Annotated in this window: 14 protein-coding genes; 1 reads left to right on the top strand and 13 read right to left on the bottom strand. The window is 56.0% G+C overall.

Annotation, left to right across the window (positions count from 1 at the left end; translation table 11 throughout):
• Positions 1 to 3: 3 nt before the first annotated feature.
• The 12 genes from yqfC to D3P09_RS19610 all read right to left on the bottom strand — a co-directional run bounded on the left by yqfC (position 4) and on the right by D3P09_RS19610 (position 14,846).
• A complete protein-coding gene (yqfC, locus tag D3P09_RS19665; RefSeq protein ID WP_120113090.1) occupies positions 4 to 282 on the bottom strand; it encodes a sporulation protein YqfC in 279 nt (92 codons plus the stop codon).
• A gap of 396 nt (positions 283 to 678) precedes the next feature.
• Positions 679 to 1,182 carry a hypothetical protein gene (locus tag D3P09_RS19660; RefSeq protein ID WP_120113089.1) on the bottom strand — a complete coding sequence of 168 codons (504 nt, stop codon included), beginning with the start codon at positions 1,180 to 1,182 and terminating at the stop codon, positions 679 to 681.
• A 60-nt stretch (positions 1,183 to 1,242) separates the two neighbouring features.
• Positions 1,243 to 2,268 carry a flotillin-like protein FloA gene (floA, locus tag D3P09_RS19655; protein WP_120113088.1) on the bottom strand — a complete coding sequence of 342 codons (1,026 nt, stop codon included), beginning with the start codon at positions 2,266 to 2,268 and terminating at the stop codon, positions 1,243 to 1,245.
• A gap of 40 nt (positions 2,269 to 2,308) precedes the next feature.
• Positions 2,309 to 3,712: an NfeD family protein gene (locus D3P09_RS19650; RefSeq protein WP_207892521.1), complete on the bottom strand. Its 1,404-nt coding sequence runs from the start codon at positions 3,710 to 3,712 to the stop codon at positions 2,309 to 2,311.
• 116 nt (positions 3,713 to 3,828) lie between these two features.
• Complete coding sequence (locus D3P09_RS19645) at positions 3,829 to 4,272, bottom strand: GatB/YqeY domain-containing protein (RefSeq protein WP_119799364.1); 444 nt, start codon at positions 4,270 to 4,272, stop codon at positions 3,829 to 3,831.
• 15 nt (positions 4,273 to 4,287) lie between these two features.
• Positions 4,288 to 4,461 carry a 30S ribosomal protein S21 gene (gene rpsU / locus D3P09_RS19640; RefSeq protein WP_005547957.1) on the bottom strand — a complete coding sequence of 58 codons (174 nt, stop codon included), beginning with the start codon at positions 4,459 to 4,461 and terminating at the stop codon, positions 4,288 to 4,290.
• A 95-nt stretch (positions 4,462 to 4,556) separates the two neighbouring features.
• On the bottom strand, positions 4,557 to 4,901 hold the full coding sequence (locus tag D3P09_RS19635) for a histidine triad nucleotide-binding protein (RefSeq protein WP_119799362.1): 345 nt from the start codon (positions 4,899 to 4,901) through the stop codon (positions 4,557 to 4,559).
• A gap of 121 nt (positions 4,902 to 5,022) precedes the next feature.
• On the bottom strand, positions 5,023 to 5,307 hold the full coding sequence (locus D3P09_RS19630) for a phosphatidylinositol kinase (protein ID WP_120113087.1): 285 nt from the start codon (positions 5,305 to 5,307) through the stop codon (positions 5,023 to 5,025).
• 74 nt (positions 5,308 to 5,381) lie between these two features.
• Positions 5,382 to 5,996 carry a hypothetical protein gene (locus D3P09_RS19625; RefSeq protein ID WP_120113086.1) on the bottom strand — a complete coding sequence of 205 codons (615 nt, stop codon included), beginning with the start codon at positions 5,994 to 5,996 and terminating at the stop codon, positions 5,382 to 5,384.
• Between the two features lie 38 nt (positions 5,997 to 6,034).
• On the bottom strand, positions 6,035 to 9,895 hold the full coding sequence (addA, locus tag D3P09_RS19620; protein WP_120113355.1) for a helicase-exonuclease AddAB subunit AddA: 3,861 nt from the start codon (positions 9,893 to 9,895) through the stop codon (positions 6,035 to 6,037).
• Positions 9,896 to 9,899: 4 nt separating this feature from the next.
• Entirely contained in the window at positions 9,900 to 13,397 is a 3,498-nt protein-coding gene (addB, locus tag D3P09_RS19615) for a helicase-exonuclease AddAB subunit AddB (RefSeq protein ID WP_120113085.1), read from the bottom strand.
• A 42-nt stretch (positions 13,398 to 13,439) separates the two neighbouring features.
• Positions 13,440 to 14,846: a class I SAM-dependent rRNA methyltransferase gene (locus D3P09_RS19610; protein WP_120113084.1), complete on the bottom strand. Its 1,407-nt coding sequence runs from the start codon at positions 14,844 to 14,846 to the stop codon at positions 13,440 to 13,442.
• 66 nt (positions 14,847 to 14,912) lie between these two features.
• Between D3P09_RS19610 and D3P09_RS19605 the strand changes: the two genes are divergently transcribed.
• Complete coding sequence (locus D3P09_RS19605; RefSeq protein ID WP_120113083.1) at positions 14,913 to 15,893, top strand: Na/Pi cotransporter family protein; 981 nt, start codon at positions 14,913 to 14,915, stop codon at positions 15,891 to 15,893.
• 21 nt (positions 15,894 to 15,914) lie between these two features.
• On the opposite strand, the gene D3P09_RS19600 is transcribed toward D3P09_RS19605, so the two are convergent.
• Complete coding sequence (locus D3P09_RS19600) at positions 15,915 to 16,346, bottom strand: NUDIX hydrolase (protein WP_120113082.1); 432 nt, start codon at positions 16,344 to 16,346, stop codon at positions 15,915 to 15,917.
• Positions 16,347 to 16,355 lie beyond the last annotated feature (9 nt).

The following is a 16,355-nucleotide window of genomic DNA, read 5'->3' as shown; positions in this document are numbered from 1 at the left end:
TCATTATGGAAGCAGCTGTATATTGGTAATCACGCCTTCGATGAATACTTCTTCCGTCCATATGGTGCGAATGACAAGCGCGCTGCCGGTAACCTCCAGCTCGCCCTTGCTTAAAGCCAGTCTTAAGCGGTCGCTGGAGAAGTGGACGACGCCGCGATGATTCTCGATATAGAGCTGTCTGTCGCCAATCATCGTGAGCCGAGGAAGGTCATATACGACATCTTGAGGCATATCGAGCAGTTCGGCAGTCAGCTTATGAAATTTCCGTTTCAGATGTCGCATGGACTGTATGGGCCCCCTCCTAAAAGGTTTGCGAAGCAAACCTGGCATCGTAAGCATCAACTTAGGTTTGCGAAGCAAACCTGGCATCGTAAGCATCAACTTAGGTTTGCGAAGCAAACCTGGCATCGTAAGCGTCAACTTAGGTTTGCGAAGCAAACCTGGCATCGTAAGCAGTATCTAAAAGCAATGGAGTCTGCGACCAACCTGGAACTTTTCAGTGTCCGATCATGCCGCGAATGCATAGCTATGACGTTATAGATGTGCTATACCAAAATATGCTCCGTGCCGGCTAATTATGTGATTCCATTAAAATTCGGGAGAAAGCTTGCATGAATGCGAGGGCACAAAAAAAGACCTTCAATTCCACAGCGTGGAATTGAAGGTCTTGCCCTAAGCTTATGACCGGCGGTACGGCCGCTTGGCCTTTGGCGGACCAAGCACCTCCGACCAGATAAACGCCTTGCGCAGATCGTCTTTGGCAAGCCCTTTGCCCGGACCCGCTATCTGTGCGTTGGCGGCATGGTCGGATGCGCCTCTTGCAGCTGTACGCGATCGCGCTTGATGCGGTGCAGCACCGTAGCTTTGGCGGGAACGATCGCCGGCGGATTCTTCTATCCGATGGGCTCCTGGGAACTCATCGGCCTCCGGCTCCATTCTCATCTGCGACCGGTAGACCGTCTCAGGACGCTCCTGCTGCGGCGCTGGGCGGCTTTGCTGCGGCACAGGCCGCGGCTCCGGCGAACGTTCCGGAGCGCTGTTAGGGGTCATCTCGCCGCTGAAATCCGGCATTCTTCCCGGCGGCTGGCCTTTCTTGCCGGAATTGCTGAACAGTCTGGCTACAAAAAACAAAGCGATCAATATAAAATAAAAGTTTTTAGCCAGAAACTCAAGGATATCCATGCTTAGCTCACCTCCATTGGGCAGCCCGCCCGCATCTCAAGCCGAGCTGCAGCATGCCGATTAACGGCCGTCTTTCCCGTCGGTCTGACCATCTGTCTCGCCAATGGAGGATCTCATTTTGGTATCGGCTTCGATGTTTTTCAGATTCATATAATCCATTACGCCAAGCTTGCCGCTCTTAAGCGCTTCGGCCATCGCAAGCGGCACCTGCGATTCGGATTCCACAACTCTTGCTTCCATCTCAACAACTTTGGCTTTGTTCTCCTGCTCTTGAGCAACCGCCATCGCTCTGCGCTCCTCGGCTTTCGCCTGAGCGATTTTTTTGTCGGCTTCGGCTTGTTCCGTCTGCAGGTGGGCGCCGATGTTTTTGCCTACATCCACGTCCGCGATATCGATGGACAGAATTTCAAATGCCGTACCTGCGTCAAGACCCTTGCCAAGCACAGTACGCGAGATCAGATCCGGATTCTCCAATACGTCTTTATGAGAATTGGATGAACCTACCGTTGTTACGATACCTTCGCCGACACGGGCAATAATCGTCTCTTCACCGGCGCCGCCGACAAGACGGTCGATATTAGCGCGCACTGTAACGCGCGCTTTAACCTTAACTTCAATGCCGTCTTTGGCAACCGCCGCAACGACAGGCGTCTCAATAACACGAGGGTTGACGCTCATTTGAACAGCTTGCAAAACATCCCGGCCCGCAAGATCGATTGCCGCCGCGCGTTCGAACTGCAGCGGAATATTGGCGCGCTGCGCTGCGATCAGCGCGTTAACGACACGGTCGACGTTGCCGCCTGCAAGAAAGTGGCTTTCCAACTGGTTGATATTAAGCCCTAAGCCCGCTTTGGTTGCTTTAATGAGCGGGTTGACAATCCGGCTTGGAACGACCCGGCGCAATCTCATCGCGACCAGCGTAATGATGCTGATCCGAACGCCCGATGCAAGCGCGGAGATCCAGAGCATGAATGGAAAGAAGCTCAGGAATACCGATAGCAAAATAATAACCAATACGGCAATGATCAAAAACGATACAACTGGATCTAAACCTGAAAATATACTCAGATTAGCAAATAGATTCATACCGATTACCTCCATCTCCCCTTATAACAGCAGGGATTGTTTAATTTTCATGCTTGACTTCTTTTACAACAACCCATGTTCCTTCCGCCTTCGTGACCACAACCGGCTTGCCGGAATCGATAAATTCGCCTGTCGTCACGACGTCGACCCGTTTATCCCCGATTTGCGCAGTACCTGAAGGACGCAGCGTTGTCAGCGCGATGCCATGTTCCCCGACCAGCGAGTTCTGAACGTCTGCCGACAAGAAGCCTTCTTCCGTTCCCAATTTGTCGCGGAGAATAAATTTGTTCCAGATGCCCCGTCCTTTATTCGTTCTCGCGAACAATGCGATAATGACGGCAGCTGCTGCAACCGCAACGCCAAGGGAAATAAATCCGGTCTTCGGATCAGGCGCGGACATGACTACCGCGGCAATCAGCGACGCGCTGCCTAACAGACCTAGTATACCAAAGCTTGGCACAAACACCTCGATAATCATCAGGATGATGCCTATAATGAACAGAGCCATAGACTCCATACCTGCCAGTCCCGATACATAAGAACCGAAGAAGAAGAGGCCAAAGCACAGTATGCCGATTATTCCTGGAGCCCCGAAGCCTGGAACTAACAGCTCAATCGCAACGCCCGCTATGCCGAGAATAAGCAGAATCGTAGAAACAACAGGGTTAATTAAGAAACGGGCTGCTTCCTCCGCAAGCGAAGGCTTGATCTCAATCACCGTACGATTGTCCAGACCGAGCCACTTCACCACATCATCAACGCTATTCGCCGTAAGCTCGGAATAGCCGACCTTCTCAGCTTCTGAGGCGGACAGCGACAAGATGTCCCCGGCCTTCTTCTCTCTGCCGATCGTCTCCGTCATATCCACGGCCACAGACTTGTCCACCATCGCCGCGGCAATATTGGGATCCCTTCCGTTCAGCTTGGCAGCCTCCGTCATTTGTCCGACCCAGAACGAAATCGTCTTCGGATCTTCGATGAGCGTACCGCTTCCGTTCACGACGGCTGCAGCGCCGATTGTACTGCCTGGCTGCATGGCGATGTGATTAGCATTCAGCGCGATATAAGTTCCTGCGGATACCGCCTTGCCTTCCACGAATGCAGTTGTCGGAATCGGGCTGGTGCGGATCAGCTCCCCGATCTCACTAGCGCTGTCTACGCGTCCGCCAAGCGTATTCACCACAAGCACGATATGCTCGGCCTTCGCTTCCTGCGCCTCCTTGAACGCTCTCTCGAGGAACGACTCAAGCCCTCGTTCCACAGTCTGCTTCACAGGCACGACGACGACAGCCGTTCCGGCTTCCCCTTGCGCAGCCGTTCCTTCGGATGAAGCAAGCGCAGCGGGAAGCATAACCGACGTTAATGAAATGGTCAGCACAGCTATCAGCATCAAAGGAAGCAGCAAAGCCTTTGTATGCTGCCATATTCGTCGATGTTTTACCATGGGCGCCCTCCTTTTTTCAAGCTAGTATTCCCAGTAATACGTAACAATGTTCGTTTTGTTTCAATAAACAGAAAAAAACACCCCGAATAAGGGGTGTTTTGTGTCCGCTTCGTATGCTATTGCAGAAATTGCATTACTGCTTGATTTACTAGTTTACCGTCTGCGCGTCCCTTAGTTTTTGGCATAAGGGCGCCCATCACTTTCCCCATATCGGCTTTGGAAGAAGCACCGAGTTCATGGATGGTCTGCCTTACTATCTCTTGAATCTCTTCTTCAGTCAGCTGCTCGGGAAGGTATTGACTAATAATTTCAATTTCTGCTGCAAGACCTGTTACCAGATCGTCGCGGCCGGCTTTTTTAAATTCTTGGAGGGAATCTTTACGTATTTTGATTTCACGACTCAATATATCAAGCACTTCATTATCTTCCAGGGGTCGCTTTAAATCAATCTCCAAGTTTTTCACTGCCGCACGCATCATGCGGATGGTGGTCAGCTTGAACTTGTCCTGACTCTTCATGGCTTGCTTCATATCGTCGGTCAATCGTTCGCTCAGGTTCATTATGCAAGGCTCCTCCTAAAACTTTCTCTTACGCGCAGCCTCGGACTTTTTCTTGCGCTTTACACTTGGCTTTTCATAATGCTTGCGTTTTTTCACCTCAGCGAGCACACCGTCTTTAGCGATGGAACGTTTAAAGCGGCGAAGCGCAGCATCAATAGTTTCGTTTTTGCGAACTTTAGTTTCAGACACCAGTTTTCCCTCCCTCCGAAACAGACCGTCCAGAGCTATAACACGGTTTATCAAACTTCATTATAAAGTAAACTAAAACCCAGTGTCAACTTCCGTTAGGTTGCGAGTAATGCGCCAAGCTTCTTGCCGCCCAGCAAGTGGATATGCAGGTGGTAGACGACTTGCCCGCCATCGCTGTTCACGTTGTTCACCAGGCGGTAGCCCGCCTCCGCGATGCCTTGCTCCTTGGCAATTTGCCGTGCAACGGCAAACAGCTCTCCGATCAATTCATTATCCTCATCAGCAACATCGTTCATGGTCGGAATATGTTTTTTCGGGATAATCAATATATGTACGGGAGCCGCCGGCTGAATATCCTGAAACGCCAGCACACGGTCGTTTTCAAACACTTTTGTCGACGGGATGGAACCTTCAACGATTTTACAGAAAATGCAGTCCATATTTCCTCTACCTCCTCACCATTTCCTACCTACTATCATACAAAAAAAACCGGCGCTAGTCCAATGCGCAAAAGCCGGACACGGGGCGCCCCATGTCCGGCGCTTGCCGCACGGATATTCCTTATATAAAAAACGGCAATAAAGAAAGGGCAACCAAGCCTCCAAGCGGGAATCCTCTGCGGAAAAAACGCCTGCGCGGGAAGAACCCGCCGAAGCCGCCAAACGGGAAAAATGCTCTTTCGTCCCCCGGGCAGTATGGAATTGCCAGATATACGTTTTCGCCATCTACGCTTTCCACAATTCCGTCATGGTACTGTCCGTCGCTGGTTTGAATGACAACATAACGATTCAGATGCTTTTCACACACGCTTTTATTATGTGCCAAATGTTGATTGACATTGTTCATAGTCATCAGCCTCCTGTTTCCACATCCTATGCAGAGATAGGCGAATGGCTACTAAAGGCCGAGTGCTTTTTTCTTTAAGCTCCCGTATAACTCTTGATTGCCTTCTGAAGCTCGGCGGCAATCTCGATCCAGTCGTGTCCGCCCGACAATCGGAACATCGAATTGCGGTCGCCCTCCATCGCATAATGGAATGCCGACAGAATCTCTGCAAGGTTCACAAAGGAAGACTGCACTTCGACGATCGCTCCCTGCTCCGCTTCTGTTATGGGGCCGCTTCCCGCTCCGATGACCCGCAGTTCCCCCGTAAGCTTCTCTTCATAAGCACGGTACGCCTCGGAAGCTTCGCCGTATACGGAAGCGTCAATGGCCGCCGCTTGCTCCATCAGCACGGTGAGGCCGTCCCTATCCCCTTGTATGCTGTCAGCCAAATGCGCAGCCGTCAGACGCGCGAGAGCAGGCTCGCTGCTCGCATACTGCCCGATTTCCCCCATGCTTGCGCTCCAGCGGGCAACCTGCTCCTGCCCGTCCTTAAACCCTTGGAAGATCGTCTCTCCGGTAAGCTCGGTATTGCTTCTCGTGTGCTCGATATGTTTCGTATAAAGCAAGATGTTGCCCATCAGGCTAAAAACGAGCAAAACAAGCGTGATAGGCAGCGCCCAGCTGCGCTTGCCGTTCTGTTGCTGTTCCAAGCTTCTCCCTCCCGAATTCTCATTGACAGCACGGTCCTCTAAAGCTTGACCACTGCCGAGCCGTCAAAGAAATATACATACTTTTCGTCCACTTTCCGGTTCAGCACAGCCTCGATCGCCTCTCCGTACAGCTCCAATTGGAACCGGTGGCGCTCCGCCGCACGCTCCCAATCCTTCATATAGATGCGATCCGTCTTGTAATCGAGCAGCGTAATGCCGCTGCTGTCCTCGAACAGGCAGTCAATGACGCCTTGAATGAGGATCGGCTCGTCATCGAGACCGCTGTCCCGCTGGCCGTACACCCGGCTGGCGGGGAACATGCAGCTGAACGGCACTTCCCGCCTCACCCAATCAGCCTTTACAAGACGCCGGCCAAGCTCGCTTTCATAGAAAGCCAGTATGGCAGCCGGATCAATAACCTCCGCTTGCTTCGCCGTAAGCAGCCGCTTTGCAACCATTGAATCCAGTGCAGCCTCGATCGCTCCCTTGTCCACTGCGCCCGACAGCGGCAAATGCTGCATCAGCAGATGGTGAACGGAGCCTTTCTCGGCGGCAGTCAGCGACTTCTCCTCCATAAAGGCAGGTCTGCGCAGCCGCAGCGTATAGCTGCCGGAACCGCCGCTCTGGGCGGCTGCAGCCGCTTGCTCCGCCTCTTGCATAATCGAGGCCTCCTGTACGGCTTGAAGCAGCTCGGCGTCCTCTAGCGGCTCAGCGTGCAGCCTCTTCATCTCCGTCACGGATGTCTTCGCCGCAATGCCCTGCGCGGACTGATGCGGATAAGACCATTCCATGCGGGTACGCAGCTCGTCTTCGGCAGGCACGTCCTCAATTAGCGCCAAGGACTGGATGGCCTCCATACGAAGCTGTCTGACCCCGTCTTCTGCATAGTCCGTCTCCAGCGCAGCCGCAGCTTCGCCGCCAAGAAGCAATGACGGCACAATCCCGCTTTCCCAGTCATGGATGCCGATTGAAGCCGGCTCGGCTGTCCCCTCTGCGGATTGCTCTTCGGACTGGGCCGCAAGCTTATTCGCGACAAGCGGGCCTACCCAGTCCAGATACGTCCTGGCAGAGGCAACATGGTAATCCGTCACGCCTCCCGATTCATCCAAGGCGGCGAGCCATCGGTTCATTGCTTTGACGGAATCCGCAACGGTGCCGACGAGAAACATCTTCTCCTTCGGTCTGGTCAGCGCCACATACAGGATGCGCATCTCCTCTGCCAGCAGCTCCATCTTCAGCTTCTTGCGGATAGCCAGAAACGGCAGCGTAGGGTAGCTGATCCGAAGCTCCGGATCGACAAAGCGGGGACCGATGCCAAGCTCCTTATGCTTCAGGAAAGACGTCCGCGTGTCCTGCTGGTTGAAGAGCTTGCCCATGCCTGCCACGAACACAACGGGGAATTCCAACCCTTTACTCTTGTGTATGGACATAATCCGGACGACGTCCTCGCCTTCGCCGGCCGCGCGCGCCGTTCCCAGATCGCCACCGCTCTCCCTCATCCGCTCGATGAACCGCAGGAAGCGGAACAAGCCGCGGAAGGACGTCGCTTCATATTGTCTGGCGCGATCGTGCAGCGCCCTGAGATTCGCCTGTCTTTGCGTGCCGCCGGGCAGCCCTCCAACAAAGTCGTAATACCCGGTATCCCGGTAAATGCGCCATAGCAAGTCCGCAAGCGATCCCTGCCTTGCCTCCGATCGCCATCCCTCCAACTGCTCCAGGAATCTTGCAAGCTTCAATCTGGAGCTCTCCGGCATCGCCTCGCTTCCTGCCGCCTGCAGCAGCGCATCGTAATAGCTTGCGCTCGCCGCATGAATGCGGATGCGTGCCAGTTCCTCGGCCGTCATCGCGAATACAGGGGAACGAAGCGTGGCTGCAAGCGGGATGTCCTGATGCGGATTATCGATGACGCGCAGGATCGACAGCATCGTCTCCACTTCCGTCGCTTCGAAATATCCGCTGCTCAGCTCAGCGTATGCCGGAATGCCTTTGGCCTGCAGCTCCTCGATCAGGATCGGGGACCACTGCTTCGTAGCCCGCAGCAGGATGACGACATCCCGCCACTCCATCGGGCGATAACCGCCTCTCTTGCCGTCGTAGACTTGATAGCCGCTCTCTACAAGCTCGCTAAGCTGCCTTGCAATCCATCTGGCTTCGAGCTGGGCGACATTCAGCTCCGCCAATTCCTCCGCACGCTGAAGCGCATCCTCCTGCTCATCGCCGTAGGAATCGTCATCCCCGGCATCTCCGTCCTCAGCCGAGCCAGTCCCGCGGTCCAGCACGGCGAACCGGATATTGCAGCTCCCGGGCTGCAGCGGCGCGGGATAGGATGCTCCAGCGACTAGCTCCGCCCTGTCGTCATAGTCCATCTCGGCGACGCTCTCTCTCATGATGCTGCGGAATACTCCATTCACACCGTCGACCACCTCGCGCCGGCTGCGGAAATTCCGGGCGAGATCTATCCGCTGTCCCGTTGGGCTAGAGTCCAGCAGACCGGATTGGGCTTGATAGGCTTTATATTTGGCCAAAAATAAATTCGGCTCTGCCAGACGGAAGCGGTAGATGCTCTGCTTGACGTCGCCAACCATAAAGCGGTTCCCTTTGCCGGGACGCTCAATGAGTGAGACGATCGCCTCCTGCACCATATTGGTGTCCTGATATTCATCAAGCAAAATTTCATCGAACATCCCCTGGTAGTCGAGCGCTGCAACAGAGGGTACGATTCGGTCCGGCGTGGAGGACGCGTCGCGCAGAATGCGCAGGCAATAATGCTCCAGATCTCCAAAGTCAAGCAGGCCCTTGGCGCGTTTGGCAGCTTCATACCTTCTGCCGAAGTCAATGACCAGCTCCGACAATGTGCGCATGAGCGGCGCAAGCGAAGCGAGCTCTTCCAGGAATTGCTCGGCATCCCGTCCGAACAGCTCATTCGCCAGGCCGCCCACCAGCTTCTTCGCGCTCTCCCGCAGCTCCTTCGTCCCCTCTTGGAGCGACTTGTCATAATCGTCGCCCCGCATCGCCTTCAGCCGCCCGAACTCAGCCGCCCGGAACGGTGATGCCCAGTGGCGCCAGGCCGTCGATTGCACCATGTCCCGAAGCTCCCGGACCATGTGCAAATCTTCCTCCAGCGTACTGGCGTACGGTGCGGGTCCTGCGGGCCGGTGCGCCAGCTCCAGCGCTTGCCGCAGCTGGGCAATCGCGCCGTCCAGACTTAGCAGGGCGTCCTCCTTCAAGCTGGCAATCCAGTCGCTTGCCTCCAGTTCATCCATGGAAGCAATCTCAAAGGCGCCTGCGGTCTCGGTCAGCCACAGCTCGGGCCACGGATGGCTTTGCGCGAAATCGTACAGCCCCTGCACAAGCTGGTACAGGGGTTCGTCTCCGCGCTCCCCGCCATAACGGTCGGCCAGTGTCAGAAAGTCGCCGCTGCCCTCCGCTTCTCCGCTGTACCGGTGCTCGAACAGCTCATCCAGCACATCGAGGCGCATCAGCTCGCTTTCGGTTTCGTTGGCAATCCGAAATCCGGGATCAAGTCCGATCAGCGGGTAGTACCGGCGGATTACATCGAGACAGAAGGAGTGAAGCGTCGTGATGGAAGCGCGGCCCATTAGCGCAAGCTGCCGGCGCAGATGCTCGTTGCCCGGGTCCGCTGCCAGCCGCTTCTCCAGCGCCAGGCGTATGCGGTCCTTCATCTCTGCGGCAGCCGCTTTCGTAAAGGTTGCGACCAGCAGACGGTCAACATCTGTGCTAAGCGATATTTTGCGAATGATGCGCTCCACGAGCACCGCTGTTTTGCCGGAGCCAGCTGCTGCTGCGACAAGCACATTCCTGCCGCCTGTCACAATCGCTTCCCACTGGTCATCCGTCCAAGTGCTGTCCGCCGGCTTCGGCGCACGCTGCGTAGTCATCGTCTTACACTCCTTCCAGCTGACGCCAAGCATCCTCCTTGGACGATTTCGTCAGCTTTTTATAATCATTGCCTTGGAATAGCGGGTCGAACTGGCAGACGGCCTTGTAATCGCAGAATTGGCATGGCGACTTCGCTCCCAGCCGGTACGGCTCAATCGAGACGTCACCTTCCATAATCGTGCCGCCGATACGGCTGATCATGCCGCGCACAGACCTTCTAAGCGTCGTCCATTGGTCGTTCGATACCACAGAAGAACTGGTATAAAAGCTGCCGTCCCGCTTGAGCGCGACCGGAAGCAAATCCGAATAACCGGTATCCAGCTCCCCGTCCATCAGCCGGGCCACTTCGGCATCGTCCGTCAATAGCCCTTTTGTTTTGAAGCGCTTGAGCAGCTTGCCTGGCACCTCCTCGGCCGACACGCTATTAGACATCGCGAGCATTGGATTGTGCACATGGAAGTACAGCACGCCCGCAGGAGAGGCGGGCTGTCCCAGCCAGCCTTCTGCATGCGTAATCAAGACGTCCAGATAAGTCAGCATTTGCAGGGAGAGGCCGTGCACCACTTCCTCCAGCTTGAGCGAGGTTGCGCTCGACTTATAGTCCAGCACGCGAAGCAGAAGCCCCTCCTCCGTCTCCGCAGCGTCGACGCGGTCAATCCGGCCGACCACCTCCATCTCCGAGCCGTCAGGCAATGGCAGCACCAAGGAAGGCAGCGTGCCGCCGGGACCGAAGTCCAGCTCCGTCGCCACCGGCTGGAAGCGTGCGCGCTTCGCGTGCTCGCCAAGTATGACGGCGGCCTGAGCTACAATTTCCTTCAGCTTGCGGGCGATGAACTGGAATCTGCCGCTGCTCAGCAGAATCTGGGATTGCAGCTTCGGAGCTATTTCATCCACCGTCTTCGCAGCCGCTGACTTCACCTCTTCACGGGTCAGCTTGCCCCAGCTGCCCCCAAGCGAGCCTGCCAGCTTGCTGAGCGCGGCGTGGAACAACTGGCCGACGTCAGGCGCCTCAAGCCGGTAAAGCTTCCGTTCCCGAAGCTTCAAGCCATGAATAGCGAAATGCTGGAACGGACAGGAGACAAACCGCTCCATGCGGGAGACGCTGACGGTCATCCGTTCGCCGTACAGCTCCCTGGCAAGCGTCACCGGCAAGCTGTTCTCGCGGTTATGATAAGCCAGCGAGCCTGATAAGAGCTGCAGCTTCGGCTGCCACTCCGGCCGGACGACATACCAGTTGTACATATCCCACCAAAACGGAGCAATCCGTCCTCCCTGCTGCCAGCTTCTAAGCGCTGCAATCAGATGGGTCAACGTACGTCCAGGATGCTGGATATATTCCTTCTGCTCCTCCTCGGCCATGCTCTCCGCCGGTTCAGTCCCGATGCCAAGCGTCGGCAGGCCAGGGAATAAGCCGCGGATATTGCGGATAATTTCGGATGGAAGCAATCCTTTGCCTTCTTCGTCGGCTTCCGCCCAGCTGATCCACAGCAGCTCGCTTGGCGTCGTGAGCGCATTGTAGATCATAAACCTCTCATCGAGCAGCTTTCTGCGTACGCTTGGCGCCATCTCCATGCCTTCCGCCACGAGCGTATCGCGCTCGGCTTCCGTCAGAATGCCGTCTTCATTCACCCGCATGGGCATAATGCCGTCGTTCGCTCCCAGCACATAACAAGCCCGTATCCGGCCCGAGCGTGTCCGTTCCATGGAACCGACCAGCACCTGATCCAGCGCCGGCGGAACAGCAGCAAGCTTAAGGCTGTCGAGGCCCGCTTCCACCATGCCGGCGAACAGCTCGGGGGATACCGCTTCTTCTCCCGCCAGCTCAACAAGCTGGTCAAGCAGGCTCATCACGCTGTCCCAAAGCTGCCTGTGCGCCCGTCCGCGCTGGGCGTTGCCGCGGTCCATATCATCACGGCTCCAGCGCTCCAGCCTGTCCGCCGCGTCGCAATGATCCAGCAGCTTGTACAGCGATTCGCACATTTCCTTGATGCTGGAGGCTTTGCGCAGCGAATCCTCGAACCGCTTCAGCAAGGGGACGATGGCTTCCCTTGCGGCCAGGGCAATATCGATCTCCTGCTGCGCTTTCGCCGATACCTTGGTCTCCATCTCGTCCTCTTCCTCAAGCGATACGGACGCAATCGGCCTCCAGCTTCTCCGGTCCAGCCACTTCCACCCGTCTATGCCAGCCGCAAGAACATAGTTCTCCAGCCGGTCGAACCAATCCCGGGGCAAGCTTCCATCCATCGGGAACAGCATCTCGGTTTTGACGCAGCGGAATACGGCATCGTAATGCCAGCCGCTTAGCACCGTCTCCAGCGCGGAGCGGATAAACTCCACAAGGGGATGATGGTGGGCCTGCTCCTTCTGATCGACAAAATGCGGGATGCCGTAATCGTCCAGAATAAGCGACAAATAATCAGCGTAATCACCCGAATTCCGGGTCAGAATGGCTATCTCTCTCCAGCGCAAGCCTTCTGTTCTAGCCCTTGATCTGATATCCCGGGCTACAGCCTCCACCTCCGCCCTTCTGCCCGATGCGGACAAAAGCTTGATTCCGGCAGATTGCCCCCGCTCTCCCTTGCCGAGCAGCGGCACCCGCTTGTCGTAATGCTTCTCCAGATGGGCTAGCATGGGACTGCTGCTGAAGCGGGGCGGCATGCCGCTTTCCGCATTCAAGTCCAATACCGGCAATACTTCAACGCCAAGAGCCTCTGCCAGCTCCATCAGCCTGATGCATGTCACCGCCGCCGGATGAAACAGATCGAGCTCATGCGGCTTCTCGCCGGCTCTATAATGGCGGTCCAGCGTAAGCGCAACATTCACTTGCTGCCCATGCTTCATCAAGGTGCCCAGCGCTTCGAATTCCGTTGGCGTAAAGCCGTGGAAGCCGTCTACCCAGAAGCAGGCATCCTTCATCGAAGGGGCGTCAGCAAAGCCGCGCGACAAATAAGCCAAATAATCCTCAGCGTCCACGTAACGGCCGACCAGACTGGCTTCCATCTCCTCATAGATTAGCGACAGGTCATGCAGCTTGCGGTCCAGGAGCCCTTCCTGACGCTCTGCCCCGCCGAGGACGGCGTGCAAGCCTTCCGCATCCACGCCGTAGCGCTTCCACTCTGTCAGAAGCTCGGACAGCCTCGCGATAAAGCCCGCTTGCTCCGCTCCGTTCTGGAAGAGCTGCAGCTTGCCTGCCAGCCGGTGGACGATTTTATATAGCAGCATCGATTTCCCGGTATCCCCAATCGGCACAAGCGCCGTTCCGCCTGTCTCCTGCATAACGCGGAAGGCAAGCCTGCGGAAGCTAAGCGCCTGGGCTCTTAGCGAGCCCCTCAATTCGCCGCTGCGAAGCAGCGTATATTCGCTCTGGAACGTCGCTTGCTCGGGAACTAGCATGACGAGCGGAGGGCCGTCCGGCTCTCTGCGCAGCTGCTCCCGTATCTCATCCTGACAGTAGGTAGTCTTGCCGGTGCCGGCGCGTCCGATTATGAGTCTTAACGGCATATGCTCTCCCCCTTGCCTTCCCGAGCGAACGTATTCTGCCGCTTACTTTGCAGCAGTTCTGCTTCTTACTTCAAAAATCGCAAATTTCAAATAATGTCCTTCATCCACTCCGAGCAGCTGCGGATGATCCTTGCCCGCTGCTCGCCATTCAACCAGACGCAATATTTTGCCTGCATCGATCGCCGCTTCGTGAATCGTCTCCAGGAACAAATCTGGGCGCATATGATACGAGCAGCTCGCTGTCACCAGATAACCGCCTTCGTTCACAAGCTTAAGCCCCTGCAAATTGATATCTTTATAGCCTCTGCATGCGCCGGCTACCGCATTGCGCGTCTTGGCAAAGGCAGGCGGGTCAAGGATGACGACATCCCACGTACGGCCGGACCGCTCCAGCTTCTTCGACGTGTCAGCGGCTCCAGCAGCGCGCAGCTTACGCTCCTCCAGCCCTTTCGTCTGCTCTCTCAAATATTGAAAGGCATCCGCCACCACAAACTCTACCCGGTCGGTAAAGCCGTTTCTCTCCACATTGCGCTTCGCAGTATCGATCGCATGCTGGGATACGTCCAGGCACGTAACCTTCTTAGCTCCATACTGACATGCATGCAGCGTAAAGCTGCCCGTGTGCGCGAAGCACTCCAGCACCGTAGCTCCGTCCCAATAAGGGAATGTAACCGCCTTGCCGTTGGCATTCACCGGCACAAGAGCGTCGCCCCCGTCCGGGTCTTCCGCCAGCCTGATCCCGCTTCTGCTTCCCCAGCCTTTCATAAGGGGGGCGATAGAGGCCCGATTCTCTCTCTGGTCGAAGAAATAACCTGTCTTCTGGCCTTCGACTATGTCTACTTCCATCTTCAAGCCATTTTCTTCAATCTCGATAATCGGCGGACATTCGCCGTATAAGACGCCTTTGCGCTCCTCAAGCCCTTCCAGTCCGCGAACGCTCACATCGCTCCGCTCATAGATTCCCTTCGGATTGAACACCTCTACAAGAGCGGCAACCAAATCTTCCTTGGCGGCATCCATCCCAAGCGTCAACAATTGCACAACCAGCACGCCGCCGAACCGGTCTACAATAAGACCCGGAAGCTGATCGGCCTCGCCGTAGACGAGCCGGCAATCGGTATCCGCCACGAAGCGCTCGCGATGCTCCTTGCATCGCTGCAGCTTTTCTGTGAAGAATGGCTTGTCCATCGCTCGAAGGGGATCATAGGAAACAATTCTGACCGTAATTTGAGAACGGGGATTCCAATATCCTGTGGCCAGGTACCGTCCTTGATGATTGACTACCTCAACCAGGCCGCCGGCCTCCGCCTCGCCCTCTAGCCGGTCAATTTCACTGGCGAACACCCATGGATGGCCCTGCTCGATTCTTTTTTTGCGCGCCTTGTTCAGCACGATTCTAGCTTGCTCTTTCACCGTTCCGTCGTCCTCTCTATGTATAAGGCTTGTCATGCCCGTCCCTCTGGCGGCATAACCATAAATATATGAATGAACAGCAAGCAGAAGGAGAGCCTGGACATGATACAATCCATAGTCGTACCTGTGCTGCTCGGATTTGCCGTATTTATGTGCGGCATGAAGCTGATGGAGCTGGCCCTGCACCGGCTTGCGGGTCCCTATCTCTCTCAAGCGCTTCAGCGCTCGACCAAAACGCCGCTGCACGGGCTTGCCGTAGGAACCGTAACGACTGCTTTTTTGCAAAGCAGCACCGCCGTTACCGTCATCTCTATCGGTCTCGTTAATGCTGGGCTTCTCTCATTCCCGAGAACGCTAGGCATTATTCTTGGCACCAATATCGGCACTTGCCTGACAACAGAATTGATCGGACTCAATATTCAATCGCTGTCTACTCCGCTGCTCACCGCTTCTATTGCGGTATGGCTTCTCACTGCGCTGCTGGGCGAAGTAAGAATATGGCCGCGGCTCGGCAGTCCGCGCTGGCTGGAGCCGGTGCGCTCGTCCTCAGTCGCCGTATGCGGATTCGGGCTGCTGCTGGCGGGCCTGTCGATCATGCAGTCCATCGGACCGGTCGTACAAAGCAGCGCCATGTTCGACTGGTTTATCGATAAAGCCGCTACCAGCGTCTGGTGGGGACTTGCGGCAGGAGCTATACTGACCGCCGCTATCCATAGCAGCGCCGCTGTCATCGGCCTCGTTATGGGCTTCGTCACGATCGGCGCTATGCCGCCGGAGATTGGCGTTGCCTTAGTACTTGGAGCGAATATCGGCACATGCGTCACTGCGCTGATCGCCTCGATCGGCGGCTCCAGATCCGGACAATATGTAGCCTACGCACATACGATACTGAACATCGGCGGAGCCCTTCTATTCCTGCCGCTGATCAGCGAGCTGACCGCCGTATCCGATTGGCTGTCGCATTCACCCGCCTCGCTTATCGCCCATGCTCAGACGATCTTCAACATCGCATGCTCCCTGTTGGCGCTGCCATTATGCTATTTGGGCGCTTGGCGGCGCCTCGACAAGATTGAGCTTCGCTGACCGCGCGGCTCTTTCTTGCTGTTAATCGACCGTCAGTCCCAGGAGCTGAAGCGCGCCTGCCACAATCCGGTGGTTGTTGTCATAGCCGGATTGCTTCTGGCGGCGCCACGCTTCCATCGGCTCGAACCAGTCAACGCCGCGGATTTCCTCCACCTGCGCCTGATGTTTGCCTCCAACTGCCTCCACAAGATAGTAATGCACTTCCTTATTGACCGTGCCGAATTCGGCATGCTCATATTGATACTTGATTTGGTCGATCGGGGCGACGATTTTGCCTTCCAGCCCGGTCTCTTCGGCTATCTCGCGCAGAGCGGTCTGCTCCACCGTCTCGCCTGCCTCCATCTTGCCCTTCGGAAGCGACACTTTGCCGTACCGGTCTTGAATGAGCTGAATTTGAAGCTGTCCTTGCTCATTGTGGCGGTATACGACTCCACCCGCTGAAATTTCCACCATGTCTATTCC

Source organism: Paenibacillus pinisoli (genome assembly GCF_003605435.1).
GTDB lineage: Bacteria > Bacillota > Bacilli > Paenibacillales > Paenibacillaceae > Pristimantibacillus > Pristimantibacillus pinisoli.
This window is presented reverse-complemented; position numbering and strand designations above follow the sequence as displayed.